15 protein-coding genes are annotated in these 23,079 nt (G+C 51.4%); 4 read left to right on the top strand and 11 right to left on the bottom strand.

Annotated elements, in window-relative coordinates; translation table 11 throughout:
- Window positions 1-5: 5 nt before the first annotated feature.
- From PMPD1_RS08440 to serC, 6 genes are all read right to left on the bottom strand, one after another.
- Window positions 6-2,267, bottom strand: coding sequence for a ComEC family protein (locus PMPD1_RS08440; protein WP_173633614.1), 2,262 nt, complete (start codon window positions 2,265-2,267; stop codon window positions 6-8).
- Window positions 2,268-2,476: 209 nt separating this feature from the next.
- Entirely contained in the window at window positions 2,477-2,761 is a 285-nt protein-coding gene (gene ihfB / locus PMPD1_RS08435) for an integration host factor subunit beta (protein WP_173633613.1), read from the bottom strand.
- A gap of 88 nt (window positions 2,762-2,849) precedes the next feature.
- The gene (gene rpsA / locus PMPD1_RS08430) at window positions 2,850-4,523 is read right to left on the bottom strand and encodes a 30S ribosomal protein S1 (RefSeq protein ID WP_173633612.1); all 1,674 of its coding nucleotides are present in this window, start codon (window positions 4,521-4,523) and stop codon (window positions 2,850-2,852) included.
- A gap of 116 nt (window positions 4,524-4,639) precedes the next feature.
- Window positions 4,640-5,329: a (d)CMP kinase gene (cmk, locus tag PMPD1_RS08425; RefSeq protein WP_173633611.1), complete on the bottom strand. Its 690-nt coding sequence runs from the start codon at window positions 5,327-5,329 to the stop codon at window positions 4,640-4,642.
- A 203-nt stretch (window positions 5,330-5,532) separates the two neighbouring features.
- The gene (gene aroA / locus PMPD1_RS08420) at window positions 5,533-6,819 is read right to left on the bottom strand and encodes a 3-phosphoshikimate 1-carboxyvinyltransferase (RefSeq protein WP_173633610.1); all 1,287 of its coding nucleotides are present in this window, start codon (window positions 6,817-6,819) and stop codon (window positions 5,533-5,535) included.
- An 86-nt stretch (window positions 6,820-6,905) separates the two neighbouring features.
- Window positions 6,906-7,991, bottom strand: a complete 1,086-nt coding sequence (gene serC / locus PMPD1_RS08415) for a 3-phosphoserine/phosphohydroxythreonine transaminase (RefSeq protein ID WP_173633609.1) — start codon at window positions 7,989-7,991, stop codon at window positions 6,906-6,908.
- 309 nt (window positions 7,992-8,300) lie between these two features.
- Here serC and ycaO point away from each other — a divergent pair, with 309 nt between their 5' ends.
- The 4 genes from ycaO (at window position 8,301) to pflA (ending at window position 14,615) form a co-directional block, all read left to right on the top strand.
- Window positions 8,301-10,058: a 30S ribosomal protein S12 methylthiotransferase accessory factor YcaO gene (gene ycaO / locus PMPD1_RS08410; RefSeq protein WP_173633608.1), complete on the top strand. Its 1,758-nt coding sequence runs from the start codon at window positions 8,301-8,303 to the stop codon at window positions 10,056-10,058.
- A gap of 408 nt (window positions 10,059-10,466) precedes the next feature.
- Window positions 10,467-11,330: a formate transporter FocA gene (gene focA / locus PMPD1_RS08405; RefSeq protein WP_173633607.1), complete on the top strand. Its 864-nt coding sequence runs from the start codon at window positions 10,467-10,469 to the stop codon at window positions 11,328-11,330.
- Window positions 11,331-11,419: 89 nt separating this feature from the next.
- Entirely contained in the window at window positions 11,420-13,702 is a 2,283-nt protein-coding gene (gene pflB / locus PMPD1_RS08400) for a formate C-acetyltransferase (RefSeq protein ID WP_173633606.1), read from the top strand.
- A gap of 172 nt (window positions 13,703-13,874) precedes the next feature.
- Window positions 13,875-14,615, top strand: coding sequence for a pyruvate formate lyase 1-activating protein (gene pflA / locus PMPD1_RS08395; protein ID WP_173633605.1), 741 nt, complete (start codon window positions 13,875-13,877; stop codon window positions 14,613-14,615).
- 44 nt (window positions 14,616-14,659) lie between these two features.
- Here pflA and PMPD1_RS08390 read toward each other — a convergent pair whose 3' ends face one another.
- From PMPD1_RS08390 to PMPD1_RS08370, 5 genes are all read right to left on the bottom strand, one after another.
- Window positions 14,660-15,811, bottom strand: a complete 1,152-nt coding sequence (locus tag PMPD1_RS08390) for an MFS transporter (protein ID WP_173633604.1) — start codon at window positions 15,809-15,811, stop codon at window positions 14,660-14,662.
- Window positions 15,812-16,110: 299 nt separating this feature from the next.
- The gene (gene serS / locus PMPD1_RS08385) at window positions 16,111-17,403 is read right to left on the bottom strand and encodes a serine--tRNA ligase (RefSeq protein ID WP_173633603.1); all 1,293 of its coding nucleotides are present in this window, start codon (window positions 17,401-17,403) and stop codon (window positions 16,111-16,113) included.
- A gap of 104 nt (window positions 17,404-17,507) precedes the next feature.
- A complete protein-coding gene (locus PMPD1_RS08380; protein ID WP_173633602.1) occupies window positions 17,508-18,851 on the bottom strand; it encodes a replication-associated recombination protein A in 1,344 nt (447 codons plus the stop codon).
- 7 nt (window positions 18,852-18,858) lie between these two features.
- Entirely contained in the window at window positions 18,859-19,470 is a 612-nt protein-coding gene (gene lolA, locus PMPD1_RS08375; RefSeq protein ID WP_173633601.1) for an outer membrane lipoprotein periplasmic chaperone LolA, read from the bottom strand.
- A 190-nt stretch (window positions 19,471-19,660) separates the two neighbouring features.
- Window positions 19,661-23,002, bottom strand: coding sequence for a DNA translocase FtsK 4TM domain-containing protein (locus PMPD1_RS08370; protein WP_173633600.1), 3,342 nt, complete (start codon window positions 23,000-23,002; stop codon window positions 19,661-19,663).
- Window positions 23,003-23,079 lie beyond the last annotated feature (77 nt).

The raw sequence follows: 23,079 nt of genomic DNA, 5'->3' as shown, positions 1-23,079 counted from the left end.
TCATTCTACCTGGAATCACGAGGGACGCCAAACCACTGATGATACCAACGAGGCAATATTTGTTCGCGGAAGCCAAAAACCACCCATTTATCGCTGTAAAATCGCACACTAAGCTGGCCCGAGAGCGCAGTATCACGCCATTGATAGCTATTACGTTGATAGCGCTCGATGATTTTTGACGCCGGTAAACGCCAGGCGTTATAACGCGCGGCAGAAGCCAAGCCCAACTGCGCATTAACCACGCGGAGAAATGGCGGTGAGGATGAGCTACGGCTCCCGTGGTGCGGAACCTGCAAAATATCCGCACGCAGCTCATTGCGCGAAAGTGTTACCAACTTTTTCTCGACAGGCTCCTCCAGATCCCCAGTCAATAAAACGCGATGTCGGCCATCCGTCACCGACAATACGCATGAGTCATTATTCCCGCCAGCGGTTTGCGTATTCTCAGGCCATAGCACGTAAAAATGCAGACCTTGCCACTGCCAACGTTCTCCTCTTTTGCACGGTAAGTGCTGCTCATTACCTAATGCGCTCCTGACGGAAATATCAGGGTAAACCGCCTGTAAACTTGCCAGTCCGCCACGATGATCGAGATGCCCATGACTGAGGATAACCTGGTCAAGCTGCAAGCCATGCCAGCGCAGCCAGGGCGCAATCACATTTTTACCGGCATCACCGCGTGCCCAACGATTCCCGGTATCGTAAACCAATGCGTGCCCCTGACGTGAAATAACCATTGCCAGGCCATGCCCGACGTCTAGCATATCCAACCGCCATACTGGCTCTGGTTGCGTATGACGCGGTTGCGTGATAACCAGCATGGCGCCACATACGGCGACCGGCGAACTCCGCAACCAGCCGAACCGCCAGCAAAATGCCAATAACCAACACAGCAGACATGCCAGTTCGGCCTGATGGCTAAAGGTCATCCATCCCGCCGGTAACGCCTGTAGAGGCCGAAACACCACCTCAAGAGAGATATTGGTCAGACGCCAGAAAACATCACTCAATGGAGAGAAAAAACTACCGATCAGTCCGCAAAGTAATAGAGGAACGCTGACAAAGGAGACCAGCGGTACTGCCCATAAGTTCGCGACCAGGGAACTTAAACTGATCCCGTGAAACAACCACGCCTGGACTGGCATCAGTAACAAGGTAATGCCGACCTGGATATGCAACATTTGCAATACCACCCAGCGTTTACGTTTGGCAAACCGGTTGGGTAGCGGAAAGTGTCGACACCAAATTATCAATGCGCCAGCCGCCAATACCGACAGCCAAAAACTATCGGAAAATACGCTAAAAGGATCAAACAATAAAATGAGCGCAACACAAATACTCCATACTTGGCTGCCCTGGCAGTTGATGGCGTTCAGACGAATAACGCACCAGACGCACAACCCCACTAATGTGCGGATAGCCGGGGGTTGGTTGCCCGAAAGCCAGACGTAGAGCACGCCAACCATCAAGTTACAAAATAGCGGAAAACGAAAACCTATCCATGATGACGGGATAAAACGTTGCAGCCCACGCGCCAGCAACCAGCCGCAACTGGCGGCGAGAGCGATGTGCAGACCTGAGATCGCCATTAAATGTGCGGTTCCCGTTTCGCGTAGTAACTGATTCAGCTCAGCGCTCACCTCCTGACGTTCGCCAAACAGCAAAGCCGTCATTATCGACTGCCATTTCAGGCGATGATATTGCTGGTAACTATGCGCCATAATGCGTTGGCGCCAGCCACACGAACCCTCCAATCGTTCTTGCAGTTGCGCTTTGCCGGTTAAGGGCGTGGCATTGGCTAACATAAATCGCTGCCTGTCGAACTCTCCTTCATTCAAGCGTGCGTGTACCGGTCGTAATCGTAATGCCATGCGCCAGCGCTGACCGGCGCACAGAGCTGAAGACGTTTTTAAATCATAAATATCCGCGTACAGCGGCGGATAAACCGGCTGACCAGCATAACGCATTAGCTTAATCCGCGTTTTATTCTCCCCATCCATACTTTCGATCCGCACTTCGACGCTAACCGTCTGCGCGCTAAATACCCCAATTTGGTATTGCATCTGTTTTGCTTCGCTCACCGCCCACAGAAAGAAAAGCAACACCAACGCGATAAAACGAGTGAATGACCATGGCAATGCGATTAACAATAATACGGCGATGATCATCGTCCAAACGTGGCGCATGGCGGGCAATTCCGGCAAGAAATGCAGCGGGATGACACCGCTAATAATTGCCCATGCAAGCTGCGTAACTGACTTGATCATCCTGATGTCTCTCCCGTGGCTGAAAAGGATTGTGACATCACAGGGCAGGAATGCGCAGAGGTGTTTTTTGAGGAGTCGAGAGGTTTTCCGGAGATTTTTTTGGGTTACGCAGAGTTGCGTACATCATGCGAGAGTGTTTGCAGAAACAGAATTTTAAGCAAAAAAAAACGGCACTAACGTGCCGTTTTTATATTTGCATTGGTGGCTGCTTAACCGTAGATATTTGCACGATCGCGCAATTCTTTACCCGGTTTAAAGTGGGGAACGTATTTACCTTCCAGATCCACTTTGTCACCCGTTTTCGGGTTACGACCGGTGCGAGGCGCACGATAATGCAAAGAGAAGCTGCCGAATCCCCGGATTTCAATGCGTTCGCCCTCGGCCAGCGTAGTGGCCATGTGCTCCAGCATTTCTTTTACCGCATCCTCAACGACTTTCGCCGGAATATGAGTCTGCTGGCCTGCAAGTCGTTCAATTAGTTCTGACTTGGTCATAAATCCTCCGGTTAATCCCTATTGGAAAAGGTTTGACAGCTAAACTACCGCACCCGGCCGGCAAACGCCTACCGGGTGCTCAGGCCAATTACTCGCCTTTAGCCGCTTTGAACGCTTCAGCCATTGCGCTAGAGAAGTTACCTTCTTCCTGTTTGTTGTTAACAGTCGCGATGGCATCTTTCTCGTCAGCTTCGTCTTTCGCACGAACAGACAGGCTAACAACACGGTTTTTACGATCAACACCGGTGAATTTAGCTTCAACATCGTCGCCAACATTCAGTACCAGAGTTGCATCTTCAATGCGGTCACGCGAAGCTTCAGAAGCACGCAGGTAGCCTTCAACGCCGTCTGCTAATTCTACTGTAGCACCTTTCGCGTCAACTGCAGTGACTTTACCGTTGACAATTGCACCTTTCTTATTCAAAGAGATGTAGTTGTTGAACGGATCTTCAGCCAGTTGCTTAACGCCTAAAGAGATGCGCTCGCGCTCTGCGTCAACTTGCAGAACCACAGCAGCGATTTCGTCGCCTTTCTTGTATTCACGAACCGCTTCTTCTCCGGTAGCATTCCAGGAGATGTCAGACAGGTGAACCAAGCCGTCGATACCACCGTCCAGGCCGATGAAGATACCAAAGTCAGTGATTGACTTGATTTTACCTTCAACGCGATCGCCTTTGTTGTGGGTCTCTGCGAACTGCTGCCATGGGTTAGATTTACACTGTTTCAGGCCCAGGGAGATACGACGACGCTCTTCATCGATATCCAGAACCATAACTTCCACTACATCGCCAACGTTAACAACTTTGGACGGGTGGATGTTTTTGTTGGTCCAATCCATTTCGGAAACGTGCACCAGACCTTCAACGCCTTCTTCGATTTCAACAAAGCAGCCGTAATCAGTCAGATTGGTCACACGACCGGTCAGTTTGGTACCTTCCGGATAACGCTTAGCGATAGCGACCCATGGATCTTCGCCCAGTTGTTTCAGACCCAGAGAAACACGGGTACGCTCGCGATCGAATTTCAGCACCTTAACGGTGATTTCGTCGCCAACATTCACGATTTCGCTCGGATGCTTAACGCGTTTCCACGCCATATCAGTGATATGCAGCAGGCCGTCAACGCCACCCAGATCAACGAATGCACCGTAGTCAGTGAGGTTCTTAACGATACCTTTAACTTCCATGCCTTCCTGCAGGTTTTCCAGCAGTTGATCGCGCTCTGCGCTGTTTTCAGACTCAATAACGGCACGACGAGAAACCACAACGTTGTTGCGCTTCTGATCCAGCTTGATTACTTTGAATTCAAGCTCTTTGCCTTCCAGGTGCAGCGTATCGCGCACTGGACGTACGTCAACCAGAGAGCCTGGCAGGAACGCACGAATACCGTTCAGCTCAACAGTGAAGCCGCCCTTGACTTTGCCGTTGATTACGCCAGTAACGGTTGCAGCTTCTTCGTAAGCTTTTTCCAGCATCAGCCATGCTTCGTGACGCTTCGCTTTCTCACGAGACAGCAGCGTTTCACCGAAACCGTCTTCTACTGCGTCCAGGGCAACATCAACTTCATCACCAACCTGGATTTCAATTTCGCCCTGTGCGTTTTTGAACTGCTCAGCCGGAATGGCAGACTCAGATTTCAGACCGGCATCAACCAGTACTACGTCTTTGTCGATAGCAACAACAACGCCGCGAACAATGGAACCCGGGCGGGTTTCGATTTCTTTCAGGGACTCTTCAAAGAGTTGAGCAAAAGATTCAGTCATATTGATAATCTTCAGGATTCTTCAATTTAACGTCCACCTGACGTCCTGCCGGATGGGGTTGTTTAACATGCCCCATGACGTTCCATATCACAGGGGTATAGCAACTATTCTACCGTTCAGGCCTGCGGCAATGCGATTTTCTCGCGGGCATAATTCAATGCCTTTTCAATAACTTGCTCAATGGACATACTGGTTGAATCCAGCACCAGAGCATCTTGCGCAGGCATCAAAGGAGCAATCGCCCGATTACGGTCGCGATCATCACGTTCTTTGATCTCGGATAAAAGGCGCTCAAAGTTAACACTAAAGCCCTTCTCCTGCAACTGTAGCATACGGCGGTGTGCCCGTTCTTCCGCGCTGGCATCAAGGAAAATCTTCACTGGCGCATCGGGGAAGACCACGGTTCCCATATCCCGACCATCGGCAATTAGGCCCGGGAGCTCACGGAATGCTCTCTGGCGCCGTAATAATGCTTCACGCACCCGGGGAAAGGCCGCCACTTTCGATGCGGTATTACTGACTTCTTGCGTGCGGATTTCACCAGATACATCTTCACCCTCAAGAATAACGTTCATTTCGCCATCGGTGGAGACAAAACGGACATCCAGGTGAGCGGCAATCGGCACCAGCGCTTCTTCAGACTCAATATCAACCTGATGATGTAATGCAGCCAACGCTAACACGCGATAAATAGCCCCTGAGTCTAGCAAATGCCAGCGCAATGCTTCCGCCATCGCTTTACACAGCGTGCCTTTACCTGCCCCACTTGGGCCATCAATGGTAATTACCGGGGCTGTTGCCGTCATTTCTCTCTCCTATCGCTGGAATACCCATGGCTACCTGGCTGGCAAGCTCATTTCGCGGCGCATTATACGCTGCAATAACAATGATGGTTACCCTTAAGCATAGACAGAGTGAAAATAATCAGCCGTTTTTGGCTATTTCGTTGCGTGATGAAGCGAATAAGAGAGAAGAGAACCCGCTGCATAGCCGCAACGGGTTTTTACGGTCAGGCGAGTGTGCTAATACGCGCCAGTTGCTCAAAATAGTCAGGGAATGTTTTGGCGGTACATTTCGGATCAAGAATGGTGACCGGTGTGTCAGACAAGGCCACCAGGGAGAAGCACATTGCCATGCGATGATCATTATAGGTACCGATTTCAGCATGACGAATGGCGGGCGGCGGAGTGACGCGGATATAATCATGCCCTTCCTCTACTTCCGCTCCCACTTTGCGCAACTCCGTCGCCATTGCCGCAAGGCGATCGGTTTCCTTCACACGCCAGTTATAGATATTACGCATCACCGTGGTGCCCGTAGCGAACAACGCGGTGGTAGCAATGGTCATTGCCGCGTCGGGAATATGATTCATGTCCATATCAATTGCGCGTAATTCGCCACGCGTACAGGCAATGTAATCATCGCCCCATTCAATCTGAGCGCCCATCTTTTCCAACACGTCGGCAAAACGGATATCGCCTTGCACGCTATTGCGGCCAATACCGGTAACGCGCACCGTTCCCCCTTTAATAGCGGCGGCGGCAAGAAAGTAGGAGGCGGAAGACGCATCCCCTTCAACTAAATAATCACCGGGTGTTTGATAGTGCTGGCGCCCTTTAATATGAAAACGTTGGTAGTGCTGGTTTTCTACTTCAACGCCGAAGGCTTTCATTAAATGCAGGGTAATATCAATATACGGTTTTGAGACTAAATCACCTTTAATCACAATTGCGGTATCGTGCTCCGCGAGCGGTGCGGTCATCAATAGCGCCGTTAAAAACTGACTTGAGACCGAACCATCAACCGCAACCTCTCCACCGTTGAAACCGCCCTGAATACGTACTGGCGGATAATCGGCCTGTTCAAGGTACTCCACCTTTGCTCCACCCTGGCGAAGCGCATCCACCAAATGACCGATAGGACGCTCTTTCATACGCGGCTCGCCAGTGAGCACAATATCATTGCTTCCCAAACACAACGCCGCAGCCAGCGGGCGCATTGCCGTTCCGGCATTGCCCAGAAAGAGTTCTAATGCGCCTTCAGCACGCAACGGACCGCCGTTACCCACCACTTCGCAGACGGTACGATCATCCGATAAACGGTAGTCAACACCCAGCGCGCGTAGCGCGTTGAGCATGTGCTTTACGTCATCGCTGTCCAGCAAATTGGTCAACCGCGTGGTTCCGCTCGCCAGTGCCGCCAGCAGTAATGCCCGGTTTGAAACACTTTTAGAGCCGGGCAAATTAACAATACCGTCAACACGCGCGATCGGTTGTAACGTCAGGGAATCCTGCATGCGAAAACTTCTCTCCATAAAACAATAGCAATGAAACCTCGCTCACCGAGGTTTCAGTTATCAACATAAATACTTACTGAGCCTGATTAGCCATGGCGGCGTTCAAAATCGACCATAAAATCAGTCAATGCCTTCACCCCTTCCAGCGGCATCGCATTGTAGATGGATGCACGCATCCCGCCAACTACACGATGGCCTTTCAACGCATGTAGACCAGCATCAAATGACTCTTCAAGGAAACGTTTGTCCAACGCGGCATCGGCCAACTGGAACGGCACGTTCATACGCGAACGGTTGGCAACCGCCACATCATTGCGATAGAAATCACTGCGATCAATAACCCCATAAAGCAGATCGGCTTTCGCTTGATTCACTTTATCAATTTCGTCCACGCCGCCCTGCTCTTTCAGCCATTTAAACACCAAACCAGAAAGATACCAGGCAAAGGTTGGCGGCGTGTTAAACATGGACTCGTTTTCCGCCAATACGCTGTAATCCAAAACCGAAGGCAGCGCCTGCGAGGCTTTACCTAATAGATCATCCCGTACGATAACCAGCGTTAATCCGGCCGGCCCAATATTTTTCTGCGCACCAGCGTAGATCACGCCGTAACGGGTGACGTCAATGGAGTGGGAAAGAATAGTAGAAGAGAGATCGGCCACCACCACTTTGTCACCAAAATCCGGCTGCTCGTTGATCGCTATCCCATCAATGGTTTCATTCGGGCAAAAGTGAACATAGGCGGCATCATCATTCAGCGCCCAGCTCTTCATCGCGGTAATCGCCCGCTTACCATCAACGGTGGTTTTCGCATCAATCACATTAGGCACACAATATTTATGCGCCTCTTTTATTGCGCTCTGCGCCCAATATCCGCCATCAACATAGTCTGCGCTCTTCGCCTGACCGAGTAAATTCATCGGCACAGCGGCGAATTGCGCACGGGCGCCGCCATGACAGAACAAAACTTTATAGTTGGAGGGGATTTTTAGCAGATCACGAAAATCCTTCTCCGCATCTTGCGCAACCTGCATAAACTCTTTACTGCGATGGCTTATCTCCATCACGGACGTCCCCAGGCCATTCCAGTTACAGAGTTCCTGTTCCGCGCGACGGAGTACTTCTACCGGCAGCATGGCTGGACCGGAGCTAAAATTAAAAACCTGCGTCATTTCCCCTCACCACTATCAGATCTATCGGTTATGAATCTGTTATCGGTTTTATCACTGCGCCAGGAGCGCTGCAATCATTTATCAGGCGTGGATCACGTTTTTGCGCGCCCGACCGCAACAGCTTGTTCGGTGAAAAGAACCAGGCGCGATATTTTGTGAGGCGCTTTCGGTTACCACAAATAAGCCACGCCAAAAATACGCGAAAAGTGGCAGGATAACGCGAGGTAAATTTTTTATGCCTGATAGCAGATGTAAAACAAAACCCGTATCATTGCGCGCTTTATGCCCCTTAACAAAATAGTGGATACCATGACGCAAACTTTTATCCCTGGCAAAGACGCCGCGTTGGAAGACTCCATCTCACGTTTTCAGCAAAAATTGCAGGATCTCGGCTTCAATATTGAAGAGGCTTCCTGGCTGAATCCTGTTCCTCACGTCTGGTCAGTGCATATTCGTGACCGCGATTGTCCGCTGTGTTTTACCAACGGTAAAGGCGCCAGCAAAAAAGCCGCGCTGGCTTCGGCGTTGGGCGAATATTTTGAGCGTTTATCCACCAACTACTTTTTTGCTGATTTCTGGCTGGGTAACGCCATTGCCGAAGGCGACTTTGTACATTATCCCAACGAGAAATGGTTCCCGTTAACCGAGGATGGTCGTTTGCCAGAAGGCATTCTTGATGCCGGTTTACGTCAGTTTTATGACCCGGAAAACGAGCTAAACGCCAGCGATCTTATCGATCTGCAATCGGGTAATGCGGAACGCGGAATTTGCGCCCTGCCGTTTACGCGCCAATCCGACGGGCAGACGGTTTATATCCCAATGAATATTATCGGCAATCTGTATGTCTCCAACGGGATGTCCGCCGGTAATACCGCAAACGAAGCGCGCGTACAGGGGCTTTCCGAAGTATTTGAACGCTATATTAAAAACCGCATTATTGCCGAGTCCATCAGTTTACCGGAAATCCCGCAGGCCGTACTGGCGCGCTATCCTGGCGTTGTGGAGGCCATTGCCCGCCTCGAAACCGAAGGCTTCCCTATTTTCGCCTATGACGCCTCGCTCGGCGGCAAGTATCCGGTGATATGCGTAGTACTGTTTAACCCAAGCAACGGTACCTGCTTCGCCTCCTTCGGCGCACACCCGGATTTTGGCGTGGCATTGGAACGGACGGTAACCGAACTCCTACAGGGCCGCAGCCTGAAAGATCTCGATGTATTCACGCCGCCCACGTTTGATGATGAAGAAGTTGCCGAACACGCAAACCTGGAAACTCACTTTATCGACTCCAGCGGTTTGATTTCATGGGATATGTTTAAAGATGACGCGGATTATCCTTTTGTTGACTGGCGTTTCGATGGCAGTACCGAAGAAGAGTTCGCGACATTAATGAACATTTTTAACAGCGAAAACCAAGAGGTGTATATCGCTGATTACCAGCATTTGGACGTTTACGCCTGCCGAATTGTGGTGCCAGGCATGTCGGATATTTATCCGGCGGAAGATCTACTGCTGGCCAATAACAATATGGGCGCTTCCCTGCGGAAAACGTTGTTGGCATTGCCCGCCAGTGATTGGCCAGCGGATGACTATCTTGCGCTTATTCAGCGTTTAGATGACGAGGGACATGATGATTTTACCCGTGTACGCGAGTTACTAGGTCTGGCAACCGGTAAAGATAACGGCTGGTACACGCTACGTATTGGTGAGCTAAAAGCGTTGCTGGCATTAGCAGGCGGTGACACGGAACAAGCCCTGATTTGGACCGAGTGGACAATGGAGTTTAACAGCTCGGTGTTCAGTGCTGAACGCGCCAATTTTTACCGGTGCCTGCAAACATTACTGCTGCTAAGCCAGGAAGAAGATCGCGACCCGCTACAGTACCATCATGCCTTTGTTCGCATGTATGGCAGCGAAGCCGTCGAAGCCGCTTCCGCTGCCATTAGCGGCGAAGCACCGTTCTATGGTTTGCCGCCAGTAGATGAGAATTTGGTCGCCTTCCCGGCTCATCAGGCCTTACTTGCCGCCTATGAGAAATTGCAGGTGGCGAAACGCCGTTATTGGAAATAAATGCAATCGTAGTATCGTGGCGACGTCACTGTCGCCACGACATTATCAGGCCCGGATAATGTTTACAGATTATTAGAAGCGCATAGCATTTCCTAAATAACGGCCCGACATTCTGCAAAAGTAAATAAAAAGTTAACTTTAATCGCGTAAAATCGTTAGAGGTTACATTTATTAAAAATAACCCTCTTTTTCATTACTTTTCCCAATAAGTAAATAGTGCCTTTTTCAAATTTTATAATATATTTTAAACTATTTTTTTATGTTTTATTTCAATAGATTAGGGTTAAAAACCTTATAAATAACAAGGCTAAACGCCCCAATTACCCTACGCTATATGATCCACATCAAATTTTACCCTATACTCCTTTGTTAGTATCACTTCGTCTACTGATTCCGGAGAGCGTTAGTGTGAAAACTGACAACCTTTTTGATCTTTTATTACCGGCAGCAATGGCCAAAGTGGCAGAAGATGCTGGTGTCTACAAAGCAACAAAACATCCTCTCACAACGTTCTTTTTAGCTATTACGGCTGGCGTTTTTATTTCCATCGCGTTTGTTTTCTATATTACCGCCACGACCGGTACGGGCACCGTTCCTTACGGGTTAGCAAAATTGATCGGCGGTATTTGTTTCTCCCTTGGTTTAATGCTGGTGGTGGTTTGCGGCGCGGATTTATTTACGTCGACCGTGTTAACCGTGGTAGCAAAAGCCAGCGGGCGCATTACATGGGGCCAACTAGCCAAAAACTGGCTTAACGTCTACGTAGGGAACCTAATTGGCGCGTTATTTTTTGTCGCGCTAATTTGGTTCTCCGGCGAGTATATGGTTGATAATGGCGCGTGGGGCATGAATGTGCTGCAAACCGCCGACCACAAAATGCACCATACATTCCTTGAAGCCGTTTGCCTCGGCACACTGGCAAACTTGATGGTGTGTTTAGCCGTTTGGATGAGTTACTCAGGCCGCAGCCTGACGGACAAAATGTTAGCGATGGTATTACCGGTCGGCATGTTCGTCGCCAGCGGTTTTGAGCACAGCATCGCCAATATGTTCATGATCCCGATGGGCATCGTAGTACGTGATTTCGCTTCTCCTGAATTTTGGCATCTTACCGGTGCCAGCGCCGCACAATTTCCCGCTTTGACGGTCAGCAATTTTATTACCGCTAACCTGATTCCGGTGACGATTGGCAACATTATCGGCGGTGGGTTATTGGTAGGATTAACGTATTGGGTTATTTACCTGCGCGGTAGTGATGAAGTTAAACACTAACGTCGCGTAAGCACGCTATTTGAACCGGTTTCCGCCCTTCCGGCTGCAACCGGACGTAAAAGAACTCCATAGTATAAGGTAGGTATGATATGACCGAGCTAAACGAAAAATTGGCTGCAGGCTGGGCAAATTTCGCTGAAGGCGAATGGCAGAATGCGGTAAACGTTCGTGATTTTATCCAGAAAAACTACACACCATATGAAGGCGATGAAACCTTTCTGGCGGGCGCGACCCAGGCAACCAGCTCGCTGTGGGATAGCGTGCTGGAAGGCATTAAAATCGAAAACCGCACCCACGCTCCGGTAGATTTCGACACCGACCTGGCCTCAACCATCACTTCCCATGACGCAGGTTACATCAATAAAACGCTGGAAAAAATTGTTGGCCTACAGACTGAAGCACCACTAAAACGCGCCATTATTCCATTTGGCGGCATCAAAATGGTCGAAGGTTCTTGTAAGGTTTATGGTCGCGAACTGGATGCCAACCTGAAGAATATCTTCACCGAGTACCGCAAAACGCATAACCAGGGTGTATTTGATGTTTATACCCCTGATATTCTCCGCTGCCGTAAATCAGGCGTTCTGACCGGTTTGCCGGATGCGTATGGACGTGGTCGTATTATTGGTGACTATCGTCGTATTGCGCTGTACGGTATTGATTTCCTGATGAAGGACAAATTTGCCCAGTTCACATCGCTGCAAAGCGACCTGGAAAATGGCGTTAATCTGGAAGCCACCATTCGTCTGCGTGAAGAGATTGCCGACCAACATCGTGCGCTGGCTCAGATTAAAGAGATGGCGGCTAAATATGGCTACGATATCTCAGCGCCGGCAACCAACGCGCAAGAAGCGGTTCAGTGGACTTACTTTGGCTACCTGGCTGCGGTTAAATCGCAGAATGGCGCCGCAATGTCCTTTGGTCGCGTATCGACGTTCCTTGATATCTATATCGAACGTGATCTGAAAGCGGGCAAAATCAACGAGCAAGAAGCACAAGAACTGATTGACCACTTGGTGATGAAACTGCGCATGGTACGTTTCCTGCGTACGCCAGAATATGATGAGTTGTTCTCTGGCGACCCGATTTGGGCTACTGAATCACTGGCAGGTATGGGTGTTGATGGCCGTACGCTGGTTACCAAAAACAGCTTCCGTTTCCTCAACACGCTGTACACCATGGGGCCTTCACCAGAGCCCAATATGACCATTCTTTGGTCAGAAAAACTGCCGTTGAACTTTAAAAAATTCGCGGCGAAAGTCTCTATCGATACGTCATCTGTGCAGTATGAAAACGATGACTTGATGCGTCCTGACTTCAACAATGATGATTACGCTATCGCTTGCTGCGTTAGCCCAATGATTGTTGGTAAACAAATGCAGTTCTTCGGCGCTCGCGCAAACCTGGCAAAAACCATGTTGTATGCCATTAACGGCGGCGTAGATGAAAAACTGAAAATGCAGGTAGGTCCGAAAGAAGCGCCAATTACGGATGCAGTGTTGGATTTTGACACCGTCATGGCGCGTATGGATCACTTCATGGATTGGTTGGCTAAACAGTATGTCACCGCGCTGAATATCATCCATTACATGCATGATAAATATAGCTACGAAGCGTCACTGATGGCACTGCACGACCGTGATGTTTATCGCACCATGGCATGTGGTATCGCGGGTCTGTCGGTTGCTGCTGACTCCCTTTCCGCCATTAAATATGCCAAAGTGAAACCCATTCGTGACGAAGATGGTTTAGCGACCGATTTTGAAATCGAAGGTGAATATCCGCAGTTCGGTAATAACGATCCGCGCGTTGATGACCTGGCATGTGACTTGGTTGAACGTTTCATGAAGAAAATTCAGAAGCTGACCACTTATCGCCATGCAGTACCAACTCAATCGGTTCTGACCATCACTTCTAACGTGGTTTACGGTAAGAAAACCGGTAATACCCCGGATGGTCGTCGTGCCGGCGCGCCGTTTGGCCCAGGCGCTAACCCAATGCATGGGCGCGATCAGAAAGGCGCAGTCGCCTCACTGACTTCCGTTGCTAAACTGCCGTTTGCCTACGCGAAAGATGGTATCTCTTACACTTTCTCTATCGTTCCTAATGCGCTGGGCAAAGACGATGAAGTGCGTAAAACCAACCTGGCGGGTCTGATGGACGGTTATTTCCATCATGAAGCCAGCATTGAAGGCGGCCAGCACCTTAACGTCAACGTAATGAACCGTGAAATGCTGTTAGATGCGATGGATCATCCGGAAAAATATCCGCAGTTGACCATTCGCGTATCAGGTTATGCGGTGCGCTTTAACTCGCTGACCAAAGAGCAACAGCAAGACGTCATTACCCGTACTTTCACACAGTCACTGTAATCTGACGGTTCGGCTAATGCTAAAGGCTCCATTTATGGAGCCTTTTTATCAACAGCCTGCTTTGCCAGAGATCTATACTCAGGGTATCTGGCAAAACAGACTTTCACTTAACGCAGCGTAAACAAGACTGCGTCACCTACTTCGGTAGGTTCACTTTGGAGAAATCATCGCAATGTCAGTAACCGGTCGTATTCACTCATTTGAATCGTGCGGCACCGTTGACGGTCCGGGCATTCGCTTTATCACCTTCTTCCAGGGCTGCCTGATGCGCTGCCTGTATTGCCACAATCGCGATACCTGGGATACGCATGGCGGTAAGGAAGTGACCGTTGAGGAGTTGATGAAAGATGTGGTTTCCTATCGCCATTTTATGAATGCGTCTGGCGGTGGCGTAACCGCCTCCGGCGGCGAGGCAATATTGCAGGCGGAGTTTGTTCGTGACTGGTTTCGCGCTTGTAGAGCAGAGGGTATTCATACCTGTCTGGATACAAATGGCTTTGTCCGCCGTTACGATCCGGTCATTGATGAATTACTTGAGGTCACCGATTTGGTGATGCTTGATCTGAAACAGATGAACGATGATATCCACCAGAATTTGGTGGGTGTCTCTAACCATCGGACGCTTGATTTTGCGCGCTATATTGCCAAAAAGGGGATTCGTACCTGGATCCGCTATGTGGTAGTGCCAGGCTATTCCGATGATGATGATTCCGCACATCGTTTAGGCGAATTTACCCGCGATATGGGGAATATCGAAAAGATCGAACTGTTACCCTATCACGAACTGGGTAAACACAAATGGATAGCAATGGGCGAAGAGTACAAGCTGGAAGGTGTGAAACCGCCCACAAAAGAAACGATGGATCGCGTGAAAAGTATTCTGGAAGGATACGGTCACAACGTGATGTATTAAATAGTAAACCCAACGCGGGGTCAGGAATGGCCCCGCGTTGCGTATCAGGCATGCGCCACCGGCGTGGCATGCTGGTCGGCTTTGCGTAACAGCATAATGAGATAGACCAGCGCGACAACCGCAATCATCACAAACAGCAAACGGTCTGAATAACTTTGCATTAGCAGTGACGTCATGCTCGGCCCCACCAAACTACCGATAGTATAGCTCAACAGTAACGCCTGATTCATCGCCACCAATTCATGGTGCGCCACCGTTTCACACGCCCACGACATCGCAACCGGGTACAAGGTAAAGCCGGCACAGCCGAGCACGAACAGCGCGGGCGCCATTGCCGCGTTACTCAGCATCGCGATAGCGCCTAAAATGACCACAAACACCTGCACTCGCAGTACCAAAAGACGCCCAAAGCGATCCGCCAGCCGCCCTACCGGCCATTGCCCAACGATACCGGAACTGACAAGCAGCGCCATCCAGTAACCAACAGTGGCATCACTCATGCCTTGGTGAGATAAGTACAGCGGCATCAGGCCATACAATGAGCCCAGCACGATGCCGGAAATGATGCAGCCATTAATCCCCAAGCGGGAACTACGGCGACGCAACATCGGCCACATACGACCAGCGGCTGCCTCCTCATCGTTACCGTGCGCAGTGATTTTGGTAAACACCAGCGGCAGAATCGCGGCGACCACCACGCCGGTCACCCACGGCAGGACGTGCAACAACTCGGTAGAGACTTTGCTCACTAATAACTGCCCGGCCACGGTACCGAGGTAATAAACAATCATATACGCTGCCAACAGACGGCCACGGTTACGTACGGTGCCGCTGCATAACAACGCGCTTTCCACCACGACCCAAATCCAGGCGCAGCCGATCCCGGCAACAAAACGCCATAATGTCCATGCGTGGAAGCCGCTACTCAAACCCAGCATCGCCGTCGCGATGGCGAACACTGCCGATGCAAGGTAATAGGCCTGATTAAAGCCCAGACGTTTGATGAGCCAACCGGCCAATAATGTTCCTGCCAGGTTCCCGGTGTAGTAGGACGAACTCACCATACCGACCTGCCAGGTGGGTAATGCATCGTGCGTTAGCCAAAGTGGAACCAACGTGTTGAGCACGGCGATAGAAACCGTCAACAACAGCAAGCCGCAGAGCAGCAAAATGACAGGACGAGACCAGGTGGACATAGTGTGAAAAGCCAGGAAAAGAGAGAGATTTTGCGCGCATATTGCCATTGCCAAAAACAAAGTCAACGTACAGAAATTCACCACCGCACAATTTGCCGCCGACCGATTTAATTTTTTTATCTACAACCACTTAGCGACCAATGTGAGAAAGCGCACAAAACGGATATGCCTATGAAAATAGGCACATTTACTTCGCCCTGCCTTACCGGTATCGATAACATTTATTTTTGGATCTTTTTGCATAAAAAAGCCTGCCGGCACAATGTGCGGGCAGGCCGATTGAAGGGAGAAAAACGACCTCAGCCGATAATTTCCACGCCGTTCATGTAGGGGCGTAACACTTCCGGTACCACAATACGCCCGTCGGCTTGCTGGTAGTTTTCCAACACCGCGACCAACGTCCGTCCAACCGCTAAACCAGAACCATTCAGCGTATGCACCAGGCGTGGCTTTTTCTCGGTTTTGCTGCGGCAACGCGCCTGCATACGACGCGCCTGGAAATCCCCCATATTGGAGCAGGAAGAGATTTCACGATAGGTATCCTGCGCCGGTAGCCACACTTCCAGATCGTAGGTCTTGGTGGCGCTCGCGCCCATATCACCGCTGCATAACAACATTTTGCGGTAGGGCAAGTTCAACAATTGCAGCACCTTCTCTGCATGGCTGGTTAACTCCTCCAGCGCTTGCATGGAATCTTCCGGGCGAACGATCTGCACCATTTCAACTTTATCAAACTGGTGCATACGGATCAGACCACGGGTATCGCGCCCATAGGAGCCGGCTTCAGAACGGAAACAAGGCGTATGTGCGGTCAACTTAATCGGCAGCGACTCTTCCTCAAGGATCTCATCACGCACCAGATTGGTTAACGGCACTTCTGCCGTTGGGATCAACGCGTAGTGACTGCTTTCAGACTCTTCGGTTAGCGGTTTGGTATGGAACAAGTCTTCGCCAAACTTAGGCAATTGCCCGGTGCCATACAATGTTGCATGATTAACCAGGTAAGGCACATACGTTTCGCTATAACCGTGCTGCTCGGTATGTAAGTCCAGCATAAACTGGCTCAAAGCGCGGTGCATACGGGCAATCTGCCCCTTCATTACCACAAAGCGCGCGCCGGTTAATTTAACCGCCGAGGCAAAGTCCAGCCCTTGCGCCATTTCACCCAGCTCTACGTGATCGCGCACGGTAAAATCATAGTGACGCGGTTCGCCCCAGCGGCTAATTTCGTGGTTGTCACTGTCATCTTTACCAAACGGGACTTCGTCCGCCGGGATATTTGGCATCGTCAACGCAAAGTCACGGATCTGATTTTGTAGCGCATCCAGCCCCGCTTTGGCGGCGTCCAGGCGCTCGCCTAAGACGTTCACTTCCTGCCGCAATGGCTCAATATCTTCCCCACGCGCTTTAGCCTGGCCGATGGATTTGGATCGGGCGTTGCGTTCAGCTTGCAGCGTTTCGGTTTCTACCTGCAAGACTTTACGACGCTCTTCCAGCGAGCGTAACGTATCAACATCCAGCTTAAATCCTCGGCGTGCCAGTTTTTCAGCGACTGCGTCTGGCTCATTACGCAGTAGATTGGGATCGAGCATGCTTATCCTGTGCTTATTGTGATTAATTGAGTGTTCGGAGGGGATGCATTCCGCCGTGCGGCGAATGCATTGAATTCCTTGCTAACCTTACCGCAACGCCCGGCTTATCGGTAGCGTTTTGTCGGGCTATTTTGATCCAGTTCAGTCAGCCAGGCGAGCTTTTCACCAATTTTCCCCTCCAGCCCGCGGGAACTGGGTTGATAATAACGCGTCTGTGCCATTTCAGGCGGAAAATAGATTTCTCCGGCGGCGTAAGCATTAGGTTCGTCATGTGCGTAACGATACTCCTTACCTAGCCCCATCTCCTTCATCAGTTTGGTCGGCGCATTGCGTAGATGCTCTGGCACATCATAATCGGGGTTATCACGCGCATCGCGCATCGCAGCTTTAAATGCGGTATACACCGCATTACTTTTGGGTGCACAAGCAAGATAAACAATTGCCTGCGCGATGGCGCGCTCACCCTCAGCCGGGCCGACACGCGTAAAACAATCCCACGCGGCAATCGCCACCTGCATTCCGCGCGGATCGGCATTGCCGACATCTTCAGAAGCGATGGCTAACAGCCGCCGCGCGACGTAAAGCGGATCACCGCCAGCGGTAATAATACGTGCATACCAATAAAGCGCGGCATCCGGCGCTGACCCCCGCACTGATTTATGCAGCGCGGAAATCAAATCGTAGTAACGATCGCCTTTGTTATCAAAACGCGCCGCACGTTCGCCCGAAACCTCATTAAGCAATTGCGGCGTTAGCTCACGCTGACCTTGCGCATCGCTTTCCGCCATATCCGCCATCATTTCCAGCGTATTTAATGCGCGACGAGCATCCCCATTGACCAGTTCAGCAATCATCCGCCGCGTGTTATCCGGCAATAACAGATCCTGCTTACCTAGCCCGCGCTCGGCATCATTCATTGCCTGTTCAAGCACGGTTTCAATCTCTTCCGTGGTGAGGGATTTCAGCAGATAAACGCGCGCGCGCGACAGTAATGCCGAGTTCAGCTCAAACGATGGGTTTTCAGTCGTGGCGCCGATGAAGGTAATGGTACCGTCCTCAATATGCGGCAGAAACGCGTCCTGTTGGCTTTTATTGAAACGATGTACCTCATCGACAAAAAGAATGGTACGGCGGCCTGCGTTACGATTCTGACGCGCACGCTCAATGGCCTCGCGTATCTCCTTCACTCCCGAGGTCACGGCAGAGATACGCTCAACGTCGGCATTACCATAATGGCCAATAACTTCAGCCAGCGTGGTTTTCCCGGTCCCTGGCGGCCCCCACAGAATCATCGAATGCAGATGTCCCGCTTCAATCGCACGCGGCAAAGGCTTACCCGGTGCCAGCAAGTGCTGCTGCCCGATATATTGCGCAAGCGTGGTTGGCCGCATACGCGCGGCCAACGGTTGAAACTCATTTGAGGAAAAGTCCAGAGACAGGTTACTCACCAAAACCTCACTGACGTTGGTCGTCTACCGTTATGCCTTTAGGTGGCGTAAAGGTAAACTTATCCGGGCTTACCGCCCCATTCTGCTGGCTCTTCAGGGCATAGCTACTGCGCTGACCATCTTGCTCAATGGCGCTAAATTGGTTGATGGTGCCATTCGATGAAACGTTAATCGTGAATTGCTTCAGGTTACCGGCATCAGATTTAGGCGTCAGTTCGAAGTTATCACCTTGTTGTTTAATATTATATTGCTGCCAATCACTATGCTGGTTACGCGCAATCAACATAAATGGCGTATTGCTGGTGGCATCTTTCAACCAACTGGCGCTGACCTGCTCGACAAATGGGTTATAAAACCATAGCGTTTTCCCGTCGGAAATAATGATACTTTCATCAGGCGCCGTCATATGCCAGTTAAACAGGTTCGGCCGTTTGACCCATAATTCGCCTTCGCCATCCTGGACGTTAGTGCCAGAACCGTCGGTCACTTTCTGCGTGAAGCTGGCGTGAAAGCTACTCACTTTCCCCAGGCGCTGCTGCAAATCACTAGACGCATCCGCCAGAGCGCCAACAGAAACGAATGCGGATAACAGGCAGCAAGAGAGCACGAATTTTTTCATGACAACAGATTCCTTATTGATACATTTTATCCCGCGCGAAGCAGCGCGCCTGTAAATACTTTAGTCGGGCTCGCGCCGTCCCGACAGGCGAATAAACTGAAAACCTTCACCTTCATGGTGCAAAAACCACCATAAACAAAGAGGCCAGGCAAGCCTGACCCTCTACTCTTTGCGTTACGACCGCGCATCGTTACATCTCATGGGAAGGCGGCGCCAGTACTTCCCGGTTACCATTATGGCCCGGCGTCGACACAATTCCCTGCGCTTCCATCTGTTCAATAATCCGAGCAGCCCGGTTGTAGCCAATGCGGAACTGGCGTTGAACGCCGGAGATGGATGCGCGGCGTTTTTCCACCACGAAAGCCACCGCCTGATCGAACAACTGATCAAGCTCTTCATCGCCATCCAGGCCTAAGCCGCCGCCTTCGCCCTCATCGCCCGCTGTGATGCTATCAATATACTGGGGTCGACCGCGCGCTTTCCAATCCTGCACCACCGCATGCACTTCCTGATCGCGTACAAATGCACCGTGAACGCGTACCGGGTTCGAAGAGTTTGGCGGCATATACAGCATATCACCCATGCCCAACAGCGATTCCGCGCCGCCCTGATCGAGAATGGTCCGTGAGTCAATCTTACTGGATACGGTGAAGGCAATACGGGTTGGAATGTTAGCCTTAATCAAACCAGTAATCACATCCACCGATGGGCGTTGCGTCGCCAGCACCAAATGGATACCGGCGGCACGGGCCTTCTGTGCCAAACGCGCGATAAGTTCTTCCACCTTTTTGCCAACCGCCATCATCAGGTCGGCAAACTCATCGACCATCACCACAATATACGGCAGTTTTTCCAACACCGGCGGCGTGGTATCCATACTGTCGCCCGGTTTCCAGAACGGATCAGGAATCGGTCGGCCCATAGCCTCTGCTTGCTCAACTTTCTCGTTATAACCGGCCAGATTACGCACGCCGAGAGCAGACATCAGTTTATAGCGGCGTTCCATCTCACCCACACTCCAACGCAGCGCATTGGCCGCATCTTTCATATCAGTGACCACTTCAGTTAACAGATGTGGGATCCCTTCGTAAACCGACAGTTCCAGCATTTTGGGGTCAATCATAATAAAGCGCACTTCTTCCGGCGTGGCTTTATACAACATGCTGATAATCATCGCGTTCACACCAACCGATTTACCGGAGCCGGTGGTACCCGCGACTAATAAATGCGGCATTTTCGCCAAGTCCGCTACCACCGGTTGGCCTGCAATATCTTTACCCAGCACCACCGCAAGCGGCGACGGGTTATCACGGAATTTCGCGCAATCCAGCACTTCGCGCAGATAGACGGTTTGACGATGTTTATTCGGCAACTCAAGCCCGACGTAAGGTTTGCCTGGTATCACTTCCACCACACGCACCGCAACCGCAGAGAGCGAGCGCGCCAAATCGCGTGACAAGTTAGAAATGCGCGCGGCTTTTACACCTGGCGCCAGATCCAACTCAAAACGCGTGATCACCGGCCCCGGAGAAATCCCTACCACCTCGGCTTTAACCCGGTAGTCCGCCAAACGGGCTTCCACCAACCGTGCCGTTTGTTCCAGCGCAAACATATCAACCGGCTCCTCTTCTGCCGGTGGCGGCGTAAGCAGTTCCAGCGTCGGTAACGGCGTGGTCGGCTTGTGTAAGGGTTGCTCGTGACGGACCAGGAATGGATGTATCAAACTATTCGCCGCCGGCTGCGGCTGTTCTGGTTCAGGTGCCGCAGGCTGCTGATACGCCTCCGAAGGCGCGGGAGCCGATTGCCAGTGTGCAGCCGGAGCCGAAGTCGGCGTTGAGGGGGCTTCCGGTTCCGGCGTGGCCGCGATGGTAAATAATGGTTCACTTGGGCCATCATCAACCAAATCATCCATCGGTGAAAAATCAAATGCGCCGGACGTATCCAGCGTAAAAGCCGGCCCACGATCCGCTGCGGCCGCCCCCGGCTCACCATAACGATGTTGCTGCTGCGCGGCGAACTCACGCGCTAATGCCGCCTGCTGAAGCGCCGTTTCGTCGTCTTCATCAGGGGTAAACGCCTCACCATAGCGTTGCTGTTGTTGTGACATAAAGGCGTCACGCAGATGGGCCTCCTGCTGCGCCATATTCTCTTCTTCATCGTACTGTTCGGAAGCGATTGGGCTTTGCGAGGCTTGCTGCTGGCGCTGCGCTTCTTCTTCGCGCGCCTTCTCTTCCGCCATACGTTGTGAAGGTAACTTAATGCCGTAAGAAGCCAGTTCGCGGCGTGTCGGTAATTTCACCGGATTAGGACGCGGGAGTTCAGGACCAATCCCCTGTTTAACTTGCGGATTGGCCTCCTCGCCCGTGGCGCTAAAGCCCGGCATAAACGGAGCAACGCCTCCTGACACGGCAGCGGCTTTCGCTGCGTCAGATAGCCCAGCAGACGCGGGCACGGCCAAAGGCGTGGAAGGTTGCGGAGAAGAAAAATCAAACGGCGATGGTGCAGATTCTTGCACATCACGCCAGTTGCCCATCCGCGGCCCCTCATCCTCATCATTCGGCGCCACCGTTTTTTCTTCAGGCATCTCGAAACGATACAGCGGCGGCGCGGCGGATACTGGCTCGCTGGCCGGAGGCGTAGAGGGAGAAGAGGTTTGTTGAACCGGCTGTGGCGCTGTCTCTTCTGGCGCCTCTGCTTGCGCATCATGCACAGCGGCAACCGCCGCGGCAGGTAGCGTAGTTTTCGCTAACAGCGGATCGTCATCATATTCATCATCACTTTCCGGCGACGACAAACGCGGAGCGGTAAGTAAGACATCATCCTCTTCATCGTCGGCACGGAGCGGACGCACGCGTTTAATTACCGGCGCGCGATCATGACGGTCATCTTCATCATCTTGCCACTCTTCATTATGGCGCGAACGGTTACTGGCGAAGGTCAAGACCCCCATCACTACCGCGCCGATTTTCTCGGCAATCGTCAGCCAGGACCAGCCGGTATACAACGTCAGGCCCGCCGCCCAGATGCACAACAACGTCAGCGTTCCACCCGCGCCGCTGAACCACGGTGCCATCGCGTTACTAATCAGGCTGCCAATCACGCCGCCGGAAGCGAAATACCAAATATCATCCGCATTCAACGCCGCCAGGCCACACGTGGTGACCACCAGCGCCAAAACGCCAATCAGCCGTAAGCCGACGGCGAAATAATCAATATAGTCCTGACTATCGCGTTGCCGGAACGTGATCCAGCATAGGCCAAGGATAACCGGCGGAATGGCGTAAGCCATCACCCCGAAAATAAAGAGAAGCGTATCGGCAAGCCATGCGCCGATGCTGCCGCCCAAATTATGAATAGGTTCATGCCAGGCGGTTTGTGACCAACTGGGATCGGAAGGATTAAAGCTCAGCAAAGCCACCATCAAGTAGACGGCGAAAAGCGCAACAATAATCAACAACGCTTCGAGCAAACGACGCCCGCTGCTCAGCGGCTGTAAGGATACTTCTTTATCTTCTGTGTATTCCTGGCTCAAGAGAACTCTCCAGGTGCCTGTAAACTATGGAGGCAACAGCGCCGGGCAAGCCCGACGCTGAACCTGTATGAATTCAC

It is taken from the genome of Paramixta manurensis (assembly GCF_013285385.1).
GTDB lineage: Bacteria > Pseudomonadota > Gammaproteobacteria > Enterobacterales > Enterobacteriaceae > Paramixta > Paramixta manurensis.
This window is presented reverse-complemented; position numbering and strand designations above follow the sequence as displayed.

Excerpts from the sequence above, each read along its gene's own strand:
- PMPD1_RS08440 (WP_173633614.1), bottom strand. The coding sequence starts at position 2,267 with ATGATCAAGTCAGTTACGCAGCTTGCATGGGCAATTATTAGCGGTGTC.
- ycaO (WP_173633608.1), top strand. The coding sequence starts at position 8,301 with ATGACGCAAACTTTTATCCCTGGCAAAGACGCCGCGTTGGAAGACTCC.
- serC (WP_173633609.1), bottom strand. The coding sequence starts at position 7,991 with ATGACGCAGGTTTTTAATTTTAGCTCCGGTCCAGCCATGCTGCCGGTA.
- pflA (WP_173633605.1), top strand. The coding sequence starts at position 13,875 with ATGTCAGTAACCGGTCGTATTCACTCATTTGAATCGTGCGGCACCGTT.
- PMPD1_RS08390 (WP_173633604.1), bottom strand. The coding sequence starts at position 15,811 with ATGTCCACCTGGTCTCGTCCTGTCATTTTGCTGCTCTGCGGCTTGCTG.
- aroA (WP_173633610.1), bottom strand. The coding sequence starts at position 6,819 with ATGCAGGATTCCCTGACGTTACAACCGATCGCGCGTGTTGACGGTATT.
- cmk (WP_173633611.1), bottom strand. The coding sequence starts at position 5,329 with ATGACGGCAACAGCCCCGGTAATTACCATTGATGGCCCAAGTGGGGCA.
- lolA (WP_173633601.1), bottom strand. The coding sequence starts at position 19,470 with ATGAAAAAATTCGTGCTCTCTTGCTGCCTGTTATCCGCATTCGTTTCT.
- rpsA (WP_173633612.1), bottom strand. The coding sequence starts at position 4,523 with ATGACTGAATCTTTTGCTCAACTCTTTGAAGAGTCCCTGAAAGAAATC.
- ihfB (WP_173633613.1), bottom strand. The coding sequence starts at position 2,761 with ATGACCAAGTCAGAACTAATTGAACGACTTGCAGGCCAGCAGACTCAT.
- pflB (WP_173633606.1), top strand. The coding sequence starts at position 11,420 with ATGACCGAGCTAAACGAAAAATTGGCTGCAGGCTGGGCAAATTTCGCT.
- serS (WP_173633603.1), bottom strand. The coding sequence starts at position 17,403 with ATGCTCGATCCCAATCTACTGCGTAATGAGCCAGACGCAGTCGCTGAA.